At 50.8% G+C, this 21,977-nt stretch carries 18 protein-coding genes; 17 read left to right on the top strand and 1 reads right to left on the bottom strand.

The window, feature by feature from the left end:
* Positions 1 to 76: 76 nt before the first annotated feature.
* On the top strand, positions 77 to 2,395 hold the full coding sequence (locus HMPREF9473_RS03910) for a radical SAM protein (RefSeq protein ID WP_034857917.1): 2,319 nt from the start codon (positions 77 to 79) through the stop codon (positions 2,393 to 2,395).
* Positions 2,396 to 2,408: 13 nt separating this feature from the next.
* Here the strand turns inward: HMPREF9473_RS03910 and HMPREF9473_RS03915 are convergent, their stop codons facing one another.
* Positions 2,409 to 4,004 (bottom strand): pentapeptide repeat-containing protein, encoded by a 1,596-nt coding sequence (locus tag HMPREF9473_RS03915; protein ID WP_006778764.1) that lies wholly within the window; start codon positions 4,002 to 4,004, stop codon positions 2,409 to 2,411.
* A 288-nt stretch (positions 4,005 to 4,292) separates the two neighbouring features.
* Between HMPREF9473_RS03915 and HMPREF9473_RS28360 the strand changes: the two genes are divergently transcribed.
* The 16 genes from HMPREF9473_RS28360 to HMPREF9473_RS03990 all read left to right on the top strand — a co-directional run bounded on the left by HMPREF9473_RS28360 (position 4,293) and on the right by HMPREF9473_RS03990 (position 21,954).
* Positions 4,293 to 4,418, top strand: a complete 126-nt coding sequence (locus HMPREF9473_RS28360; protein WP_278245518.1) for a hypothetical protein — start codon at positions 4,293 to 4,295, stop codon at positions 4,416 to 4,418.
* Positions 4,419 to 4,448: 30 nt separating this feature from the next.
* Entirely contained in the window at positions 4,449 to 5,150 is a 702-nt protein-coding gene (locus tag HMPREF9473_RS03920; RefSeq protein ID WP_006778766.1) for a response regulator transcription factor, read from the top strand.
* Between the two features lie 124 nt (positions 5,151 to 5,274).
* A complete protein-coding gene (locus tag HMPREF9473_RS03925; RefSeq protein ID WP_006778767.1) occupies positions 5,275 to 7,065 on the top strand; it encodes a hypothetical protein in 1,791 nt (596 codons plus the stop codon).
* 99 nt (positions 7,066 to 7,164) lie between these two features.
* Complete coding sequence (locus HMPREF9473_RS03930) at positions 7,165 to 8,001, top strand: hypothetical protein (RefSeq protein ID WP_006778768.1); 837 nt, start codon at positions 7,165 to 7,167, stop codon at positions 7,999 to 8,001.
* Positions 8,002 to 8,014: 13 nt separating this feature from the next.
* On the top strand, positions 8,015 to 10,264 hold the full coding sequence (locus HMPREF9473_RS03935) for a HAMP domain-containing protein (RefSeq protein ID WP_006778769.1): 2,250 nt from the start codon (positions 8,015 to 8,017) through the stop codon (positions 10,262 to 10,264).
* The gene (locus tag HMPREF9473_RS03940; protein WP_138669871.1) at positions 10,227 to 11,465 is read left to right on the top strand and encodes a hypothetical protein; all 1,239 of its coding nucleotides are present in this window, start codon (positions 10,227 to 10,229) and stop codon (positions 11,463 to 11,465) included. The genes HMPREF9473_RS03935 and HMPREF9473_RS03940 overlap by 38 nt, the downstream gene beginning before the upstream one ends.
* 17 nt (positions 11,466 to 11,482) lie before the next feature.
* Positions 11,483 to 13,534, top strand: a complete 2,052-nt coding sequence (locus HMPREF9473_RS03945; protein ID WP_006778771.1) for a TolC family protein — start codon at positions 11,483 to 11,485, stop codon at positions 13,532 to 13,534.
* 13 nt (positions 13,535 to 13,547) lie between these two features.
* Complete coding sequence (locus HMPREF9473_RS25955; protein ID WP_006778772.1) at positions 13,548 to 16,655, top strand: stalk domain-containing protein; 3,108 nt, start codon at positions 13,548 to 13,550, stop codon at positions 16,653 to 16,655.
* Between the two features lies 1 nt (position 16,656).
* The gene (locus HMPREF9473_RS03960) at positions 16,657 to 17,253 is read left to right on the top strand and encodes a Pvc16 family protein (RefSeq protein WP_006778773.1); all 597 of its coding nucleotides are present in this window, start codon (positions 16,657 to 16,659) and stop codon (positions 17,251 to 17,253) included.
* Entirely contained in the window at positions 17,253 to 18,011 is a 759-nt protein-coding gene (locus HMPREF9473_RS03965) for a hypothetical protein (protein WP_006778774.1), read from the top strand. The genes HMPREF9473_RS03960 and HMPREF9473_RS03965 overlap by 1 nt, the downstream gene beginning before the upstream one ends.
* 28 nt (positions 18,012 to 18,039) lie before the next feature.
* Positions 18,040 to 18,423, top strand: coding sequence for a DUF4280 domain-containing protein (locus tag HMPREF9473_RS03970; RefSeq protein ID WP_006778775.1), 384 nt, complete (start codon positions 18,040 to 18,042; stop codon positions 18,421 to 18,423).
* 25 nt (positions 18,424 to 18,448) lie between these two features.
* The gene (locus HMPREF9473_RS03975) at positions 18,449 to 20,146 is read left to right on the top strand and encodes a phage tail sheath family protein (protein ID WP_006778776.1); all 1,698 of its coding nucleotides are present in this window, start codon (positions 18,449 to 18,451) and stop codon (positions 20,144 to 20,146) included.
* Positions 20,147 to 20,245: 99 nt separating this feature from the next.
* Positions 20,246 to 20,758 carry a phage tail protein gene (locus tag HMPREF9473_RS03980; RefSeq protein WP_006778777.1) on the top strand — a complete coding sequence of 171 codons (513 nt, stop codon included), beginning with the start codon at positions 20,246 to 20,248 and terminating at the stop codon, positions 20,756 to 20,758.
* Between the two features lie 87 nt (positions 20,759 to 20,845).
* Complete coding sequence (locus HMPREF9473_RS03985) at positions 20,846 to 21,208, top strand: hypothetical protein (protein WP_006778778.1); 363 nt, start codon at positions 20,846 to 20,848, stop codon at positions 21,206 to 21,208.
* A gap of 32 nt (positions 21,209 to 21,240) precedes the next feature.
* The gene (locus HMPREF9473_RS27210; protein ID WP_006778779.1) at positions 21,241 to 21,411 is read left to right on the top strand and encodes a DUF6760 family protein; all 171 of its coding nucleotides are present in this window, start codon (positions 21,241 to 21,243) and stop codon (positions 21,409 to 21,411) included.
* 3 nt (positions 21,412 to 21,414) lie between these two features.
* Positions 21,415 to 21,954, top strand: a complete 540-nt coding sequence (locus tag HMPREF9473_RS03990; RefSeq protein ID WP_006778780.1) for a hypothetical protein — start codon at positions 21,415 to 21,417, stop codon at positions 21,952 to 21,954.
* Positions 21,955 to 21,977 lie beyond the last annotated feature (23 nt).

Genomic DNA, 21,977 nt, shown 5'->3' on the forward strand with positions numbered 1-21,977 from the left:
TTGAAGGATAATTAATAGTTATCCTGTAGTAGAAAGAACGAACAAGAAAAAATAAAAACTAAGGGGAAACATGAAGATGGATAAATTTATATGGATAGGCCATAGAGAAGGCGAATTATTTAAAACAAATGATTTTTTTGAATATTCCATTACAACATGGGGAAGCAATGAGGGAACGAATATTTCCTACTGCGAAAAATATAAAGAAAGAGATTTGGGCAATGGGTTAAAACACTCATTTATTATTGAGGAACTCTCCAATCTTTTGAAAGATGAAGAGCGAAAGGTAATGTTTTACAGTCCGGCATTGGCATATACACTTATGAACTCACTGCCACAATATCAAAATCAAATGATATGCTTAAATTCAAGCAGTGTATTAAATTTATTAAATAATAAAACCACAACACGATTGTGGTTATCGAATCATATGCCAGTATTGGATTTTATTCTTTTATCGGGCTCAGATTGTCAGTTTGAGCAGCTACAGCAGTATTTTCCTCAGCACGATGAATTTGTAATTCAGGAAGCTGATTCCGCCGGAGGTTTAGGAACTTACCTATTGAACTCAGAAAATTGCCATAGAGTAAATAATACTATAAAAAAAGAGGACCTGTACTTAGCCTCTTACTATGCGAGTCCGTCCTATTCATTAAACACACATATTTTAATTTCCGAAGATAATGTTGTTGTATTTCCTGCTTCCGTGCAGATTATTGAGGATTATAATATGAATTTGATTTACTCCGGAGCCGATTTTGTCAGCTATACTTATTTGGAAGAATCTATAAAGGAAAAGGTTTATGATTATTCCAAAAAAATTGCCAGCCTATTGCAGAACATTGGATATCTTGGAATTTGTGGAGTGGATTTTTTGGTTTACAATCAGGAAGTTTATTTTATAGAACTTAATCCACGTTTTCAGGCTTCCACAGTTTTATTGAATCTAGCTCTTAATGAAGCGGGACTGCCAAGTGCACAGGAACTGAATTACTGCTCTTTTTATGGCAAACCATTGCCAGCAATAGAAGATATGGAACATCTGGAAATTCATTACAGCTTATATAAATACAAAAAAGAAGGCCATGATACGTCGAAACAGTACCTTGACAAACTATCTCTTTTGGAAGAAAGTTCAGAGACAAACTATATTTTATATGATGGTTTTACCGATTGTAATTACAGTGACAGGGCATATCTATTCCAGGTAATTTGGGACCGGCATATTTCCTCATGCGGAAAAGACGGCAAATTACATCTGCATCCCAATGTTCCATTTCACCATTTTATGGAGCAGGCGCTGCCTTTGACACACACCATAGAATCAATTATCCGCTTAAAAATTGCGTTATTAAATCAGGGTGTTCGGATTTTGTCAGAAGCAGAAACGGAAATTCTGGCCTGTGGCGGTTACAATGAGTCAGTATTTAACTCGCTGGATTTAATCATTTTTGACGATATCCGGATAAATGCACCTGTAAATATAAATTTATCATCACTATCTCCCTTCTCACTTGGGTACCGGGAGAATACATTTAAACTATTTTATTATCGTAAAACCATATGCGACGTTTCTTTGGAATTTTCCAAAAGCATTAAAAATTTGAAAACGTTGAATGGTGCTTCCTATAAATCAATCGCTTTTATAAGCGGCGACCGTTTAAGAATCAAACCGGAGTCACAATGTTATTTTAAACAGCACGGGATTGGGTGCATGTTCTGTCCTGGAAACGGAACCGGTAATGCCAGTTCCTGTCATATTTATACCCTGGACGACATTCGGGAGGTAATTGATTATTGTATTGACCATGAACAATTCCGGCATATCTTAATTGGCGGTGGTTCGGCAGACCCTTCCTCCGACGATAACCGAATTATTCCGGTCATCAGATATATCCGCTCTAAAACAGATAAACCTATATATTTAATGAGCCTACCGCCAAACGATATTGACTATATTGACAAATATGTGGAAGCCGGAGCGGATGAATTTGCATTTAATATCGAACTCTTTGATAGAAAACTGGCCCTGGAATATATGCCCGGCAAAGGAAAAATCTCATTAACTGAATACATATCAAAACTGGAACGCGCCGCCCAGTTAACCAAACATCCGGGAGACGCTCGGACGATGCTTATGGCCGGATTGGAACATGTGGAAAATACCTTATCAGCCGTAAAATGTCTGGCATCAAAGGGAATTCAGCCAATGATTTCCATATTCCGGCCGGCGCCCAATTGCAGGTTATCTCATATCATACAGCCATCAAACGAAGAAATATATGCCCTCTTCATGGAGGCCCGTAGAATCTGTGCGGAATACGGACTGGCTCTCGGGCCATCATGTCCCAGTTGTCAAAATAACACATTAGCAATTACACTGGCGCAGGATTAATCCTGTGCCAGTGTTACTGGTTATAATGAATCAATTCATGAAACGGAGCATTTTTTAAATTTTTAGAGTTATGTTGAACAGAGATTTCTATCCCGTTATCCATCAAAATTTTTCTATACTTGCCGGCCTGTTTTTCCATTTCTTCCACTTCGAGAGTCAATTTTCGTAATTCTGCTAGTGATTTTTCGTAGTCTATACTCTCCATCGTTTTTTTATAATTCTGCTCCTGCTTTAAAATCTCAATTTCAATCTTCTTCTTTTCCAGTTCTAATTCATTTAGTTTGTGCTGGTCATAACTGGAAACTGCTGTCTGACCCGTTTCCACAAGTTTCTGAATCCCCTTAGCAATTAAGGTAACGCCCGCCAGAGAACCATATATCATAATTAAAACCTGTGAAAACTGGGGAATATTTTCGCATATAATTGTCAAAAAATCAACGTATGCTGAATTATGCCGCATCTCGATAGAAGTCGATGGAACGTTACACGATGTCAAAATTCCATCAATTGTCGTCAATAAGACCACCTGTTTTTGAGGTTCATCCGGCTCAATATTCGTCTCCAAATAAAAATATAATGTTGGCTTATGACTGTCATTATTTAACAGCATTTCCCGAATATGACCTGCAAAGAGCTGATAATTATGATATTCAGGCAGCGATAAATTTTCATTTGAGACCCACTTCATTATGTTTTCAAAAAGATTACGCCGCTGACGGACGGTAAAAATATCGCTTAAATAAACTAATTTACAAAAATGGCGCAGCGTCCGGAAATCTTTTGTTTTAATTGCCTTCATGATTCCGGCCCGTATTGCCTCATATCCCTCCATAACCATGTCCTGGGAGATATAGAGATTGGCCAACGCGTAGTACTTTTCCTTTTTTGCATAGTAACATTCAAAGTCTCTTAAAAGCGCATAATACTCCGAAATAGACAGTTTATGCGTCTCATTAGCGGCTGTGTAAACTGCATTGCTGTTGTCAGACAAAGATAATTGCTGCAAAAGTCCATAAGCAGAAGGGATTGTGATGAAAGGGAATATCGTCTGTATCGCATGGATATTGTCAAATTCCGTATATTCCAGATTTAGTGTCGACATATCAGTATCGATAAAATAGCAATTTTGAAACTGTGCATTTTCCAGCGAGCACAGTCTTATGGTGCAATTGATAAATGTCGTGTTGTAAAATACCACATCGGTAAATCCGCAAGAAAAGATATATAAATTTTGAAATGTACATTCTGTAAATGTTCCCTTATGAAAACCTGCATTAACCATGGGATGGCGCTCTTCTCCGTCGCCAAGAAAGGTGACATTGTTAAAATCGCAGGAGTGCAAATTTCCACCATCCAAGTCGCAGTTTCGAAAAACCGTATCAATAAACTTTGAACCTGAAAAACCGATACTTTTACAGACAGTTGAATCAAACACACAGTCTTTATAGTAGGACTGCCGATACATTTTTTTACTTAAATCTTCTGTAATGGTTATACCTAAACCGATATTAGGCTCTTTTAAAGAAAATACTTCTTTTCCATTCACATGTTTCTTTAATTCATTGACTGCAAGTGCGCATTCTTCGTTCGTATATACTGGTAAGTTCATTTGTCTTTCTCCCTCTTTGGAATTTCATACGATAACTATTAATTATCCTTCGTTCATAATTTAACAAACCAATACTCCCTGGAAGGATTTTGGGATGGGGGTGGGGGACTTTTCTAAAGATTTGTTAAAGATTACGCAATTGCCCGCCGAACTTATTGAAATGGAGTTAGAATTAGCTTAAGATAGTTTTATTGTTTGCAAAAATGTGACATATTTGAAAACGAAGCGTCTTAAATATGGAATGAGTGTAAAGGAGGAAGCGAACAATTGCGGGAAAACGAAGGAGTGATGGTATCATGGTTGTGGGCGTTTCGGGAGTGGGAGATATCATCGCAGATGAGAGTGGGAGAGGGAGATGCGCGAGGGCGCAGGCTGGGGAATTCATGTTTTTATGATGTGGGTGCGTCTGGGTGATAAATTGGAAAATGAATCAAGGAGGAAGCTATGGCGCATATTTTGATTGTAGAAGATAATGAGGAAGTGGCCGGTCATATGAAGGCGTTTCTGGAGCAATCGGGTTATGAGGCAGTTTGTGTGCGTGATGGAGAGGATACTCTGAAGCATCTGGGCGAACGGGAGGTGGATTTGATTCTTTTGGATATGGTTCTGCCGGACGTGACGGGAATGGAACTGTGTTTGGAAATACGGAAGAAGAGCGACTGCCCGATTATCTATGTGAGCTGTGTGTCGGATACGGAAACGATTGTGAAAGCCCTGGAGAATGGAGGGGATGATTATCTGGTGAAACCGGTGGATTATGACCAGCTTCTTGCCAGAATTCATGCCAAGCTGCGCAGGCGGGGAAATGCTCCCGGCGAGAAAAAGAACACCGGGCCGGAGGTGATACGGTTTAAGCAGTTTACACTGGATAAAAACCGGCATAAGGTGCTGCATCGGGAGGGGGAGGATATGAAGGAAATTCTGCTGTCGCCGATTGAATATGACATTTTGGTTTATATGGCGGAGAATCCAAACCGGCTGCTGGCGTATGCGGAGCTGTATGAGCATGTCTGGGATTGTGCCAGCCTTGGCGATGTGAGAACCGTGATGGTTCATGTGTCGAATCTGCGCAAAAAAATTGATTTGTGGCAGAATGGAATGATTACAACTGTCCGGCGGGCAGGCTACATATTCAGTGATGTCTAGGCGTCATAATCTTTAACAAACCTTTAAATTCAAACCGCGGTATCTGTGCTAAGATAGCAATAAGACAGATACCGCGGTTTTTCTGCAAAATCCGACGGGATTTGATGAGAGAGGGGGCGTCGGAATGGAGAATAGACAGAGTCAGCTGCTGCCGTTTGAGAGGAATCGTTACTACGCGGGGAAGCTGCTGACTTCCATGGATTTTGAGGCGGAACAGGATTATATGATTAACCAGCGCAGATTCACCAACAGTCTGGTGCTGGGGCAGGGGATTCTCTGCGGGCTGAGTGTGTTTAATCTGGATGACTTTTCTATCATGATTGAGAGCGGGGCTGCGGTGGATGGCCGGGGCCGGGAAATTGTGATTGAGAAATCTCTGGTAAAAAAATTGTCGGCAATTGACGGATTTGAGGGATTGACCGGCAGCAGGGCGCTTCTCTGCCTTGCGTACAGCGAGGAGGAGGTGCATCCGGTTTACGCGGTGAACCGGCAGGAGCGGAATCAGGAGTATGAGTGCAACCGCATCAGCGAAGGGTACCGGCTGTTCCTGGTGGACGCGCCGGCGGCGGTGGCGGACTACCGGATGGAGACGGAATTTTATTCCACGGCTCTTTTGTACGGGGATGAGGACTACACGGTGGTGCTTACGGTTCCCAGTATTGTCAGCAGCGGCCGGAAGGTGAAATTCAGTCTGAGGATTGGAAAACTGCGGGAGAGCAGCGCGGATATCCAGGTGGACGCGGTGCTGGCGGCGCCTGCATTTACAGCGGTGGACGGAGGTCATGAACTGAAGATTCAGACGGGAAATGTTCATCTGGATGCGGGGGAATCGCGGACCTTTGAATATTGGCTGACGGCGGAGAACCGGGAGTATGAGAGCACCAGTGTCATTGCCGGCGAGCAGGATATCCGGGTAAGCGGGGATGGCCGGCTGGCGGTGAGAGGCAGCGCGGTGAATCTGCGGACCTCCATACAGAATATTACACCGGAAAATCTGGTGACCAGGGAGATTGGAAAGCTGAACCTGGAGATGCGGCTCCTGGGGCAGAAGGCGGATTTTGTGCCGCTGGCGGAATTTTCCCTGATGAGAACGGATAATGCCTATATCATCGACGGGGTTCAGGAAAATGGAGTGAAGCGGTATATCCCGGTACCGGCCCAGGAGAGTCTGAGGACGGAGTTTCAGTCCTGTTTTGGCGAGGTTCAGGAGGAAAAAGGCCAGGAAGAACAGAAGCCGGAGCGGGAGGAAATGCAGCCGGCATCAAGAGGCAGGGAGCCTGTCTGGGTGTCGGGGACGTGTGAGATTCCGCTGGGAATGCGGGCGAAGAAGGGCAGCATCAAGTACTCGGGGGAGATTGTTCACGGCCTTGGAAAAGGTGAGGTGCTGGTGCAGCTTGGCGTCTATTATCTGAAGGAGGATGCGGCCCTTGGCAAAGAGGGCGGGCATACGGTTTTTGGAGTTTCGGAGCTGTTTACCGGGCGCGACAAGGCGGGAGTGCCGCGGGTGGAGACGGCGGTGAGAGTCGCCAACGATAAGGGGAGTTTTACCGTGGCGGTGAGACTTCTGGAGGACAGCCAGGCGGCGGTGCTTCACTTGAAATGGATGGCGGTGCGCTGTTCCCCGGAGGAAGAGACAGCCGGGGAGGCGTCCGGGAGCGGCATTGTGGCGGAGACCCCTACGGTGATTATGGAGCCGGGAAGCAGCCATTACTTCGGCGTCCGGTTTCAGAATATGGAGCCGTGCAGCTTAGCGTATGAGCTGACGGAGGAGAACAGTGGAGAAATCTCGAAGGACGGCATCTATACGGCGCCGGCCAGAGAGGGGATTTATGAGATATACATCCGTTGTGAGAGGTATCCGGCCATAGGGACCTACGCCTATGCGGCGGTGAGAAAGCCAGGCGGGATAGAGTGAAAGCGGCCGTGGATAGGAATCACAGACAGCGGCAAGGCTAGGGACCGCAATGGGAGAGTTATCAGCAAACAATGACAGGAAGAAAGGAAGACCAGGACCATGGTATATCAGATTGGAAATCGACGGCTATCTGTAATTTCATCTCTGTTTTGTGGACGGGTCAACGATGTTCATGTCTGCTGTGAGGAAGGACAGGGCAGTGAAAGCTATGTGACGCTTCTGGTAATTAAGGACAGGCAGACCGCCAGAGCGGTAGTGGAACTGGCCGCCGGGAAGGACAGCCGGATGCCCTGGCTGGAAGCATTTCCATGGAGAGACGAGTATTGCCTCCTCTTTGAGTACCGAAGCCCACGTCCCATCCGGGAATTCTTTTTGATCAATGAGTATCCGGGGATGGACAGATGGGAGAGGCTGGGACTGGGGATGGTGGTCCGCTGTATGGAGGAGAGCACCCGCTCCCAAGCATTTTTGTACCTGCTGTTAAGGCAGGAGCAGTTTCATATCGGCACGGATGGCGAGATTTATGTTAACTATTTTCTGGATTTGGACATGCTGGATACCGGTGTGGAGGAGGGAGCATGCACCTGTGCCTGCGCGGAGCTTCTGGCGGGATGGATGGGGGAACTGGGATGTCCCAAAAGTCCGGAACTGCTGCTTCGAAAAGTGGACAGGGCGGCCTACCGGAGTTTCCGGGAACTGTATCAGGATGTAAAGCTGATCGTTTCCCCGGAGAAAAAGCGGGGCGTCATTCCCAGGATAATCGCGTGGGGATATGAGCGGAGGAATCTGGGATTCCGGCTGCTGGTACTTTTCAGCTTTCTGCTGGCGGCTGTGGCGCTGGTCACGCTGGTGTCCCAGATTGTCAGCGGCGACGTGGGATGGTTTCGGCTTCTGTTTCATACATTTGAGAAAATCGGGACAGAAACACTGAGTTAGACGAGGTGGAGATATGAAAAAACGATTGGCGGCCGTCATCACGGCGCTGGCATTTTTGGGAGCGCTTCTCATCCAGGAAGGGCTGGCGGTTCCGGAAATAGAAAACCTATCGGATGCCGTCTGTGTGGGAGCCGGAGAAATGATTTATGTGGCCGGTTACGGACCAACCAGCGAGGGAGTCTATGGGATAGGTGATGGCGGAGAAATCCTGGAATATAGAGCATACGGACCATCGGAATGGGGCGGGAAGCGCCAGGTGATAGAGTTGTGTGCCGATGAAAACGGATTATACCAGGTGATGGAAATAAGAAATGCGGGAAACCGCCAGTTACAGGGGTACCGCCTTCTTGGAACAGACCTGGAGAGCGGGGAAATGTTCCTGCAGGTGGAGATTGGGCCGGAGGTATTTTCTGCGGTGACCGACTTGGCGGTGGAGGACGGAAAACCGATTGTTAGTGGAATTACAGGCGACGGACAGCACCTGGCCGGATATCTGGCCGGAGAAGATGAGGGGGAGGAACTGACACTTCTCTATCTTCAGCCGGTCCTTGCAGGAGACAAAGCTGCGGACAGTCTTTATTTCGGAAAGACCATATTTCTCAGAACGGAAACCGGCAGAATCGGTAAATATACGGACTACGGTTATGTGGATATCAGGCAGGAGGAGCGGCCGGCGGAGGGGAATTTTCTAATCCGTGGGGAACAGGGCGTCCTGTCCTATGAAAAGGACTTGGGAAGGGCACTGCCAGTCAGCCGCGGTGCAGCGGCTGGGTTTGGAATTCCCGATAATGTGACGGCGAGGGCCGGATATCTGGAAGCGGACGGGCGGTTTTTGTTTCTGGGAACCCGCAGGGACGGGGCCAGAGTATTCTGCTATCAGATGGGGGATTCCTGTCTGGAGTATCAGTCGCTTGTGCCGTCTCTGGGACTTCGGTTTCGGTTTTCCATCCCGTATCTGCCCCGGACCATCGGCGGGACGGCGGTGGTGTGGCTGGTGCTGCTTGGCGTGTGGTGGATATATGGAAAGAGCGGGAAAATCTCTTTGAAGTTGTCTTTCACCTGCTTTGCGGCGGCATTTTTCCTGATGATGTGGTGGCTGTGGCTGCTGAAATCCGGCGGACATTCGAAAGCCCAGCTGCGGCTGCTGTTTGCCACCGGTGGAATCACCAGTGGACTTCTGGCGGCGCTGCTCTTTGTGTGGGTGGAATATATCACCATGCCGCTGCGGAATCTGAAGCGGTATATGGACAGAATTTCGTCCGGAAATTACCAGATTCAGAAAAAGGTCCGCTCCAACGACGAGGTGTCGGCGGTGTGGTTCTCGGTGACGGGACTGTGCCAGAGTCTGGAGGAGCAGCGTTACCGGGGGAGACAGCTGATAAAATCCTACTATCGTTTCGTGCCCAGGGATATTAACCGGGTGTTTGAGAAGGACAGCATTGTGGAACTGGAGGCCGGGGAAGTGCGGAAGGTGGAGGGAATGGTTGGCCTGATATCGGTGTTGAACCGGGAGGAAATCCGGGAGAATCTGCGGGATGAGGAATATATGGAGATGATAAAGTCCCTCTTTCAGCTTATCACGGAGACGGTTGAGAACCATGGAGGGATTCTGGCTTCCGGTGAGTTTGATTTGTCCGGTATCAAGGTACTGTTTCTGGGAGAGACGGACGAGGCCATCGCGTTTGGGCTGGATTTGCTGGCCCGGTGCCGGGAACGGAGCCGGAATGGCTGCGAGAACCCGGAGCTGTTCTTCCTGATACACCGGACGGGGTATCTCTACGGCCTGGCAGGGGATGGGGAGCAGTCACTTCCCTTCTTCGTATCGGGTGAGATGGAGGTTCTCTCCGCCAAAGCCAGGGAGTTTCACGGGACCGGAGCCGGAATGGTGATGACGGGGGAGGCGCTGGAAGGTGCATCCGAAAAACCGGAGAACCGTTATATCGGTTATTTTCAACTGCCGGATGGCGGGACCAGGTGTGAACTTTACGAGGTGTTTGGTGCCTGCCCGGAGCCGGTCCGTGTGGCGAAACGGCAGCTGGCGGAGAAATGGAAGGAAGGTCTGGAGCTCTACTATAAAAATGACTTTTACCTGGCCAGGAATATATTTCTGGCGGTTGTCAAGGAATGTCCCCAGGATGGGATAGCGAAATGGTATCTCTTTGCCAGCGAGCACTATTTCAACAGCGGCGTGGAAGATGGAGTGGATTACAGCCTGTTCAAAGTGTTTGAGGAGACGGGAGGCGGCCATGGATTCCCTGTTTAAGACGGCCTTCACGGTCGTAAGGACAAAAATCAGTTCCCTGCTTGCCAAGGTCAGACAGTGGACGGAGCCGGAATTTATCCGATCGGTGATACTGGCGAAGCTCCAGGAGTTTTTCCAGTCCCTGTTTGATGTAAAGCCCAGGGACAAGGACGATTATTACGTGTTTTTCTCCTGGATGATTGGGCGGAAGCTGGCATTTTCCCTGGTGCTGCTGCTGGGGCTGGGAAGTCTGTTTCTCATCACCATGTTTCATCCGTTTCAGGGAATGGGGAGTGGAACGGTGCGGACGTACCGGTATGACTCCCTGCCGCTGAAATTCCACAAGGGTGAGGTAAGAATTCTTGCGAAAGACGGTCATACCGCCTATGTGGGAAATGTGGAGAAGGGAAATGCCGCCGGCACGGGAAAGCTGTATGGCAAAAGCGGAGAACTCATCTATGAGGGGGCCTTTGAAAACAGCCTGTACAATGGGGAAGGAAAACTTTATTACGGAAGCGGGGCTCTTAAGTATTCCGGTGAATTTAAAGACAATGTGTACCAGGGAATGGGAAACGGATACTGGAGCAACGGCTCGAAGGAATACTCCGGCGGCTATGAGCAGGGGAAGAAATCCGGGGAAGGACAGCTCTATGATTCCGGAGGAAATCTGATTTTGACGGGGCTGTTCAGTGCGGATTTGCCGGTATATGCCCAGTTCCTTGGGAAATCCACGGAGGAAGCCGGACAGATTTATTCCGGGAAACTGTCTGTCTATGACAGCGGTGATGAGTTTTGTGTGAATATGCCGCAGATTAACGCCATCTATACGGCGCGGGATGGAGGAGATTCCCTGGAGGATGCCTACACGGTGAACCGGGTGTATGTGCTGTCGGACAACATCACGCTGGCAGGGGAAACGTATGACGAGATTTCCGCCCTGGAAGAGGTGATGGGTGAGGCAGGTTACCAGGGGTATTCCAATATGGAGCTGGCCGAGGCGGTTGGCATTACCACACTGAGAAAGCGGGGGAATCCGGATTTTGCGGACCCGCAGCTGGAGGGAAGCCGGGCGTTTCAGGAAGTGATGGAAGTGAACGGGTATCGGGCGAATTACGATTTGTACCTGTATGCGTTTACTTATGAGGATTTGGTGTACAGTTTTTACAGTGATAAGAAAAACGGGCGTTTTGCCATGTATTCGATTGAACATGCAGCTGGATAGAAATGAGGTGACGAAGGATGAGAGAGCGGCGGATATGGAGGAGTTTGGGATGTCTGTGCCTGTGCGCCGCCCTGTCGATATCGTCGTTTGGCGGAACCGGGATGACGGCCTACGGAGCGTCAAAGAGGACCTTTCTGGTGGCTCAGGCGAAATCTATGGCCCTGGCGGGAAGCTCAGATTATAAAAAGAAGTACAATGAAATTCTCCTAAAGCAGATAAAGTACCGGGACGCGGTGCGCAGCGCAAAGGAGAAGAAACGGAATCTGACTACCTTCCGCTGGACGCCGCTGCTCAAATTTCATTTTCCGGAAAAGCTGAATCTGGCGGAGGAGATGGAGTTTGTGTTTAAACCGGCCCAGATACAGATGGAAATCACCAACTTGAAGCATGAGCTGGCGGATATGAAATACGGGATACTGGAGAAGGTGGAGAAATCTTATTCGGACTGTTATGTGGACCAGGAAAAGATACGATTCACGGAGGAGTCCATCTCGTCGGGGGAGGAGGAGTTAAAGAAAAACCGGTACCGCCTTTCGCTGGGGCAGGCGGCTCAGAGTGATATTGACAAGATGGAAAAATCCATCAAAACCCAGTCTTCCAAGCTGTCCCTCCTGAAACGGACATTTGAGACGGATAAGTCGAAGCTGTCGGATTTGGTGGGAATGGATGTGACCAGCGGGTATACGTTTAAAAATCCGTTTCAGACGGCGGATATTCCCAGGGATAAGCTGGAGGAGATTACCCGGTATACGCTTTCCATGGACCAGAGCTATTTTGAGGCGAAGGCCCAGGCGACGCTGGCGAGAGATAATCTGGAGACGGCGGAGCGGCTGATGCGCTCCCAGTACGGCGGCAAGATGAATGGGATTTCCCCGTATGTGACCCTGGCAAAACAGGGGAAAGAGGTGGACACGGCGGCATTTCAGATGGCTTACGATGATATGCTGGATTTGGTGGACAGGCCATGGCAGGGGAAAAAGAGGATTCTGTTTATCAAGATTCCCAGAGAGTGGTTTAAGGGGCAGATAAGCGGCATCCGGTATGTGGAGGATGAGCCTTACGCGCTGTTTAATGCCTGTCTGGACTATATTACCGCCTACAAGGAGTGTTCGGATATTGAGAAGGAGATACGCTCGGAGGTGGCCGGCAGCTTTGAGGCGATTGTGACGGCCAAGACGGCTTACGAGGATTTGGTGGAAAACGGGCAGGAGCAGAGAGCGGCTCTGGATAAGCTGCTGGTGCTGAATAAGCAGGGCAGGGCGGAGTTTGATGCGGTCTCGGACAAGCGGAGTGATTATCAGGATACGCAGATGGATATGCTGGGAGCGCTGAAGGATTACAATGATTTGCTGTATGCCTATGACCGGCTGACCTGCGGGGCGATTACCAGCTATTTGAAAGGACAGGATTTGAGTATGGACGCCTCGGGGGCGGGAGACAGTCTGGTGGCGGTGGACGAGGAGGATTATCCCTACTATTATATTAAATTCCGCATCCAGGATATGAAGTTTGTGTTCGGCGTCCATATTCCGGAGGATTTTGAACCGGAGATTACGGATTATGAGTTGTGGTATGGGGACCTGCAGATTGGTGGGAGGACCCCGGTGGAAAAGCAAATCAGCCATCTGGCTGTGGCGGCGAAGAGTGAGGAGAGCCGTTTTACCGTCTGGCTGTTCCGGGATGGAACTTTTGTGGAGCAGTGTGAGATAGACCCGGAGGTACTGCGGGACAGGCTGAACATGAAGACTGCCGTGGAGAAGAAAAAAGAGACGGAAAAGGTGGCAGGCAGCTACCAGGTTGTCCTGAATTCGGAGCTGGGGCTGGCGACGATTACCCTGTACTTGAACCAGGGGGAGGGACTTCGCTATTACGGACTGATGGACCAGAATGGGAACCCGCTGTACTCGGAGGAGCCGGTGGAGAGCGGGGAAGGATTTACGTACCTTTCTGTGCTTGCCCAGGATTTGAAGAAGGTGCGGCTGGTATTTTATGACGAGGGAAAAGAAAAAGCCGGTGAGGGATATTTGAACACGGCGAAGAAGCAGGTAATGATGGAAATCAAAGAGTAGGGAGGGATATTTCTTGAGAGGAAGACGAGCCAAAAAAATCATGACGGTGGCGGCCGTGACGGGAATATCCCTCTGCCTGTTTTTGTCGGGGGCCGCGGCAGCGTTTTGGAGTCCGGAGCAGGCGGTTCACGTGAATGGAAATGAGATTGAAAATTCGACTTTGATTATCGGCACCCACTTGATTCATATGAGTGCCCTGACGGAGGAATTATATAGTATTGCGCAGAAATCCGCGGAGGATTCCATGCAGAATCAGATGTATTACAAGTCGGAGCTGGCTGGAGGCACCTGGTTTGATATCACTTCGGCGTCGGGGCTGGAGGACATTTCCACGTCGGGAACTCCGGTGGCGGTGGAGGAGATTAACGGGCTGTATCTGGAATATCACACGAAATCGGACGGCGTGACTTACGATCTGCGGACGAAGGAGCCGGTGAATATTTTTAATATCCGGGACCCTTATGATCTGGAAGCCATGGAGGAATTGCAGCCGGCAAAGCTGCAGTACGATATGCTGGAGGAGAAAGACGAACTGGAGGAGGATGAGGAGTGGTGCAGGGATAAGCTGACGGATTTCTTTAAGACGGATACCTCCAAGGAATCGGTGACGGTGACAGATGAGGAGACGGGGAGCAGTGATGTTTACTCAGGGGAGGATACGGAGGAACTGGATCAGGCGCTTGAAAAGCTGCAGAATTATCTGAATGTGCTGAACCAGTACCAGGCGGGGGGCAGTGAGAAGGAAGAAGTGAGCGCGGTGATGGCCAGTGTGGATGCCTCACGGAGACTGATTGTCTATCAGATTGTGTATGATTTGACCTATCAGCTGATGGAGACCTATACGGGGACCAACGGGAAACTGCCGGAGGGATACCAGGTGGAGGCGGAGCTGACGGATGCGGTCAATGAATCCCTTGGGAATCTGAATGACGCCATCATTGAGACGGAGGGAAAGGTGAGAGCGGAGGGCGACACGGTGCTTTCCATGGAGATTTACCGGTGGAGCAATCAGCTGGTTGAGGATGCCAAGGCGGATAATATGGCGGCCTGCGATGGAGATGTGGAGAAGCTGCTGGCGCTTAAAAATATCACGGACGGGACCATAGAGAAGCAGCAGGCGGAGCTTAATCTTCTGGAAGAGAGTCTGCTTTCGTCGGCGGCTTTCAGGTACCAGGGCGGACTGGGCGGAGGCGAGAATTCAGAATATCTGACGGCGAAGGCGGGAAATGCGGCCAGTGTGATGCTGAGTTCGATTGCCGGGAATTATGGGAACAAAGTCAACACGTTTCGAAATGAACTGGAATTTCTGGTGGACGCCAAATGTATGAGAGTTGATAATGCGGCGGCTCAGGAATATATAAGGAACTGTATTGAGGAGGCCTCCGGCTATTACGGCGGGATACCTGCGGATGGATTTTACGGGGACTGCAAGACGTCGCTGGACGGGTATCTGAAATGGCTGAATGATAAGCTGGCAAGCCTGGTTCAGGGCGGAGGCGGGACGGAGACAGACGCTCTGAACGCGGAGAAGGAGGATTTACAGGCCCAGTATATGGCGGCGCTTGACAAGAATAACCTGGAGAAAGCCCTGGAACTGGAGAAGAAGATTGCGGCGGCGGATGATAAAATCAAGGCCCTTGATTCGGCCCAGGCGGCAGAGTATGCGGGACTGGAGGCGGAGATTGAGGCGCTGAAGGAAGAGATGGAAGCCGCGGCGGCAAATGGCGGCCAGGGGCAGGAGGCGCTGGCAAAGCAGCTGGCCGGGAAGCAGGCCCAGGCGGCGGAGATTAAGAGCAAAATGTCGGGAGAGAGCGCCGGAACCCAGGCGGTGAAAATCAGGCAGGATGCCATGAGTGCGGTGACTAAAAATCCTGGGGAAGCGGAGCTGGACCAGATTGGCAATGCGATTGACGCCCTGGGAGGGATGCTGGATTCGGATTATAAATCGGTGTTTCCACAGCTGACCCAGCTGTACAGCCAGATGACCCGTGAGAGAGATTTGAACGGGAGCGGCGATTATGATGAGTTAATCGGGAAGACAGAAGAGATGATTCTCAATAATAAGGCGGCTTATGACGCGGCTATGGCCGATCATATCACGGGCGATGAGATGGCCGCTGCCGCCACGGATTTCTTCGGGGCGGAAGAGGACAGCTGGACGGAGGAGCAGAGCGCCGTGTTCCTGGCGGCGGGAGAGATGTATCTGGAGAACGCGCTGGGAATGGGCGGAGGCAGTGGAAGCGGCGGCCAGGATGGCGCGGGAGCAGGCGGCCAGGGCGGCGCGGGAACCGGAAATGATGGACAGAGTGGAAGCGGTGGCCAGGGCGGAACCGGGGATGGCAGCCAGAGTGGAACCGGGGATGGCAGCGGGAATGATGGAGAAGGTAGTAAAACTGGAGACCAGAGTGGCACAGGAGACGGTACCGGTGGCCAGAGCGATGGGACCGGAACCGGAGACGGGACTGGAACAGGAGGAAAAAGCGAAGGCGAGACAGGCGGCGGTACCGGTGACGGAACTGGCGGTGAAGCTAGCGGCGAAAGCGGAACCGGCGGCCAGGATGAAACCGGCGCGGGAAGCGGCAGTGACAGTCAGGGAGGCACCGCAGACAGTGGCAGCGGTTCAGGCAGCAGCGGCGGTTCCGATACCGGCAATATTGGCATTGGCAATGGCACACTGACCAGTGAACTGAAAGAAATTGCATCCGCGCTTGACGCCCGTGCGACCAACGATTATCTGGGCGGAAATCCGTTTGTATTTTTAAAACTGCCGGACCCGTCCACCCGGTATCTTCCCGTTCCGGTGCTCGGAAATTATCTGAAGATGCGCTATATCTGGAATGCGCCGAAGAATCAGGCGACGCTGGCTTCAGGAAGCCGATACTATGAATTCACCCTGTTTTCCAACCGGGTGAAGACGGGCAGGAGCGAGGCGGAGGAGATTACCATCGTCCATGCGCCTAAAATCAAGTCGGTGCTGTATGTGCCTGAGGATTTTACCTCCGGGGAGTTTGGCTGTGGCGCCGTATATCTGGCGGACAGCGATTACGCGGTCCTATGTCCGGATGAGCTGAGGGCGCAGGCGGAGGAGTTGTTTGGAATTCTTGTGGAAGGGGGCGGTTGAGATGGCGGATTATACAATTATAGCGGATATCAGTTCCTATATTCTTCAACGTCTGAGAGAGGAAATGTGCCCTTCCCTCATCACATCCCCCAGTGGTCTGGAGATTACCTCCCCGGTGGAGCAGAACCGGGACTGTGTTCTCGGACTGTACCTCTATGACATCCAGGAGGAGGGGGAAATTGCATCCCCGCCTATGAGGCGGTCCGGGCAGACGATGATGAGACGTATCTCAAAACCCTATACCCTGCACTACATGATTTTCGTCAACGGCTCCTCCCAGTCGGGGATGAAAAACCAGGATATGCTGAAGGTGGTGGGGCGGGCGGCCCAGGTGGTCAACGATATGGAATCGGTGCTGCCGAACACGCTGCAGCCCTGGCTGGAGCAGGGGGAGCCACCGGTCACACTGTTTCCGGCCAGATTGAAACTGGAGGATAAAGTCCGTGTCTGGCAGGCGGTGGACAAGCCCTACGGGCTGAGTCTCTTTTATAGAGCGTCCCCGGTCTTTCTGTCCAGCAAAATCGCTTTGGAGGTGCCGAGAGTGCGGGAGGCCAGCTTTACGCTTCTTCCTCCGGAGGAAGGGGGGCGTGGTTCATAATGGATGAGTGTAGAATTTATCACAGACTGGACCTGGTCATCTATCTGGTGGACACGGTGACGGGAGCATTTATCACGACCCGTCAGGTGGAATTTTACCGTGACGGGGAGATACTGCCGGCAGTCTGCAAAGAATCCGGTATCTATGCGTTTCTCAACCTGGAGGAAGGCGATTTCACATTGACGGTGAAGGTGGAGGGATACCGGGAGCGTGAGGTGAAGGTTGTGCGGGAAGCATTATCCCGGACGGCCCCGATCTTGTGGGTATCCATGGTTCCGGGAGATGATTATCCACAGAAAATGCTGATACACACGATTGCAGGCACCATGAAGGGGATTGAGGATATCTGTGCGGTGGCGTGCGGGGGATGGCAGATGCGGATACGGGAATTTGAGAAAAAGACCAATACGGTCAAACTGTTTAATCCCCACGGATGTCTGTTGTATCCGGTGAGATACGGAATTATCAATCAGGAAAAGAAGACCTTTGAAATGGTGACGGTCAAAGAACAGATAAGCGGGGAAGAAATCAGGATATCCGGCCCGTATATTGCCGATAGGGACAATAACTATCCTTTAGGGCGTATTGTGGACGGATATGTAAAGGACGGGAGATATATTCTGTGCCTGAGACGGGATGTGGAGTCCTATCTGGTCCGGTGGACGGTGCGGAGTCATGTATCTTATAGAGAATGGAACATGCGGGGGGATGCCTGGAAAGCCCTGGATGGGAAGGGAGGTATCCTATGGGATAAATGATACCATATCATTAGAAAGGAGAGAAGAGATGGGATTGATGGCAGTGTCCGGCGCCATGATACTGTGCACCATGGGGATGGCTCCGGGAACGCTGATGGCGGCGGTACAGTCTACCTGCCTGGCAGGCGGGAAACCGGTGGCGGTTATCAATGATATTGCGCCCATGACCAGTGTGGGCGCCTGCGGGATGTGTACTTCCATGATGAACCCGGCAGTGTCCGCGGCAACGGCCGCCGCACTTGGCGTATTGACCCCGCAGCCCTGTGTTCCGGTTCCCATGGGACCGTGGAAGCCGGGAGGGGCGGTGATCATTGGAGGGGCGCCCTGTTTGAGTTCGGATTCCATGCTGAACTGTGCTTACGGGGGAGTCGTCTCGATTGCGAACCCTGGGCAGACGCAGGTGATGATTTGAAAAATGAGAGAGGAGATTTTAGGAAATGGCAGAATATTTATCACCAGGAGTATATGTGGAGGAGTATGATAATTCTCCGAGAACAATTGAGAGTGCGGGAACCAGCACGGCGGGATTTGTAGGAATGGCGGTGAAAGGGCCTGCCATCGGAGCCCCCAGCCTGGTTACGGGATTTTCCAGCTTTCAGAAGCAGTTTGGCGGATATTTAAGTGAGTATACCCACGAGGAATACCGGTATCTCGCCTACTCGGTGGAGCAGTTTTTCGTCAACGGCGGAACCCGTTGTTTTGTGGCGAGAGTGGTGCCGGAGGATGCGGCGGCCGCGGAGAAGACCCTTGGGATTCTGGATGTAAAAGCGGCGGATGAGGGCCGATGGGGCAACAAGGTTCAACTGAGTTTTTCCACCAACAACCGGAAAAAGATACAGATTCTTGAGAAGGCTGGGGAGCAGATTTACCGCGCCAAGGCCATAGCCGGTTTCCGGGAGGGAGACTTGGTGGAATTTGCAGGACAGTACAACCGGATTGAGTCCATTCAGGAGATGGAGATTACCTTTGGGGAGGAATTCCTGGAAAATCCGGTGGACACGGATTTGGTTCCCACGCGTGTGATTACCTGCGCGGAGATTGATATGTCGGTGCGCTACGAGGATACCGTGGAAAATTATGTGGGAATGACCCTGAACCAGACGTCTCCCAATTACATAGAGAAACGGCTGGCCGGCAGCGAACTGATTCGGGTGATTGTGAGAGCGGCGAAGCAGCTGGAGGGGCCGGTGGAGTCCATTCTCGGCGAGGGAATCCGGGAAGGAACGGTGCTCTTAGAGGGCGGAGATGACGGAAGCATCAGCAAAGTCACGGCAGGGACCTTTATCGGAAATGACGGTGGTCCGGGAAAACGGACCGGTATCCAGGCATTTATGGAAAATAATCTCGTCAGCATGATGGCGGTGCCTGGCATCACGATACCGGAGGTGGAGGTTTCTCTGGTGTCCCACTGTGAGAATATGAAGGACCGGGTGGCGGTTCTGGATATGCCAAAGGAGATGAGCAAGGTGAAAGACCTGGTTGATTTCAGAAGCATGTTTGACAGCACCTATGCGGCGATGTATCACCCGTGGATTCAGGTGTTTGACAAGGCGGCCAGAAAGCCGGGTATCATCCCTCCGTCCGGGGCCGTGATGGGTGTTTATTCCAGAACGGACATCAACCGGGGCGTTCACAAGGCGCCGGCCAATGAGACCATCAGCTGTACGGGGCTGGCGGTGAACTATACCACGGCGGAGCAGGATTTGTTAAATCCGGAGGGTGTGAACTTAATCCGGGCGCTTCCGGGGCAGGGAATCCGAATCTGGGGGGCCAGGACGGCCAGCAGTAACAGTTCCTTTAAATATATTAACGTGCGGCGTCTGTTTATCTTCGTGGAGCAGAGTATCAAGGCCAGTACCAACTGGGTGGTATTTGAGCCAAATGACGCCAATCTGTGGGGACGTGTCAGGATGACGATTGCCGCGTTTCTGGAGAATCTGTGGAGGAGCGGAATGCTGACAGGCGGGTCACCGGCGGAAGCATTTTTCGTGGATATCGGAACTTCGACGATGACTAACGATGATATTATGGCGGGGCGGTTGATCTGCAATATCGGTATTGCGCCGTCGAGACCGGCAGAGTTTGTGATCTTCCGTATCACACAGCACACGGCAGAGGCCGGGGGCGGCGAGTAAAGCGTAGTGACCTCACTGCGTGCGGGGCCGCACTGCGTTGGGTCAGACTCTTCGGGTTTCACCTAGTATAAAAATAAATGGAAAAGGAGCAGATAAATTATGGCAGCAGGAGCAGGAGATGCGTATAAGAATGGTCAGGAGAGCGCATATCCGTTGACAAAAATGAATTTCTTTGTCAGCGTAACGGGCGTGGATGGAACCGCGGCGTTCACCGAGGTGACAGGTGTGGAGGCCAGTGTGGATGTGATTGAATTCCGTCAGGGGAATTCCGGAAGTCTGTCCCCGGTGAAGATTCCGGGGCTGGTGAAGCATGGCAATGTGACATTGAAAATGGGATATACAAAGGACGAGAAGTTCAAGGAGTGGGTGCTGGAGTGCGTCAGCGAGCGGAGAAAAACCATTCCCAGACAGACGGTCAATATTGAGATGATTGACATCAACGAGGGGGCGCCAAGCGCCATTCAGAAAGCCACCATGGGCACCAACCGCATCTGGCAGCTGACCAACGCGTGGGTGACAAAATACACGGCGCCTGATTTGAATTCCACCCAGAGTGAGGTGGCGATTGAGTCTGTGGAGCTGGCGTATGAAGAATTGATTATTCCAAACTAAACGTAACAGTTCAGACGGCGGGGAAGACAAGCCGTCTGAACACTTGCGAATAAGCAGGCTGGCGGGTAACGCGAAAGGGGACATGATATGACAACCGTCTATGATTTTGAATTGCCAAAGGGATATGTTGACAGCGCGGGGGAGATACACAGGCGGGGGAAGATGCGCCTGGCCACCGCGGGAGATGAAATCAGCGCCACAAAGGACCCCAGGGTGCTGGGAAATCCGTCGTATCTGACGGTGGTCATTCTCTCCAGAGTCATCGTGGAGCTGGAGGGAATGGATGTGATTGCACCGACCACCGTGGAACAGCTGTTTACGGCAGACTTGGCGTTTCTGCAGGATATGTACCAGAGAATTAATGATGTGGAGCCGCCGGTGATGCAGGTGGTGTGTCCGTCCTGCGGCTGTGTGCATGAGGTTCCCATAAATTTTACAAGAGAGGGATAAGACTTTACCCGAAAGAGGAGCTTTACCGGGAGATGTCCTTTATCAGCTACTATTTCCACTGGAGTGAGTCAGAGGTAACAGGTCTGGAACACGTCCAGCGGCGCAGGTGGTGTGAGGAAATCTCCCGGATTAACAAAGACTTAAATCCCTCGGATACGAAGAAAGAAAAGAGCATTTTTGAGATGAAGGGGAGGAGAGGATAGGAGATGGCTGCAATTGAGGGGAATTCACTTGTGATGAATTCAGGGATGAACCCGCTTGAGGGGTTCCATTTCATGCTCCGGGTGGAGGCGGTCTTTGACCTCCCCTGTAAGAGTGTTAAAGGTTTCACAAAGGAAAATGAATACGAATATATCCAGGAAGGCGGTCTCAACGACTACGTCCACATGCGCCGGAAACCGGTGTCAAAGCCGTTCACCTTTGAGGTGGAGCGGTATGTTTCCATCGACTACATAGACCCTCTGCCAAACGGGGCGGAGCTGATTCTTCCGGTGATTTTGCTGGTCAGCCATGAGGGAGGCAATTTCTTAAGCGGGGTGTCCCGGACTTATACCTTTACGGGCTGCACGGTGACGGGGAAGCAGTATGGCTCTCTGGAATCGGAGTCCAGCGGGCTTTTGACGGAGACGACAACCATCGCCTACCGACAGCTCCTTGTGGTGGATGTGCCGCGCAACCGGAGCGAGCCGGTGGGATTTGGGGAGAAATATAAGATGCCTGGCAATGCGAGAAAATTGCAGGTATAGATTTGGAAATTGCAGAAACAGGT

It is taken from the genome of Hungatella hathewayi WAL-18680 (genome assembly GCF_000235505.1).
Taxonomy (GTDB): domain Bacteria; phylum Bacillota; class Clostridia; order Lachnospirales; family Lachnospiraceae; genus Hungatella_A; species Hungatella_A hathewayi_A.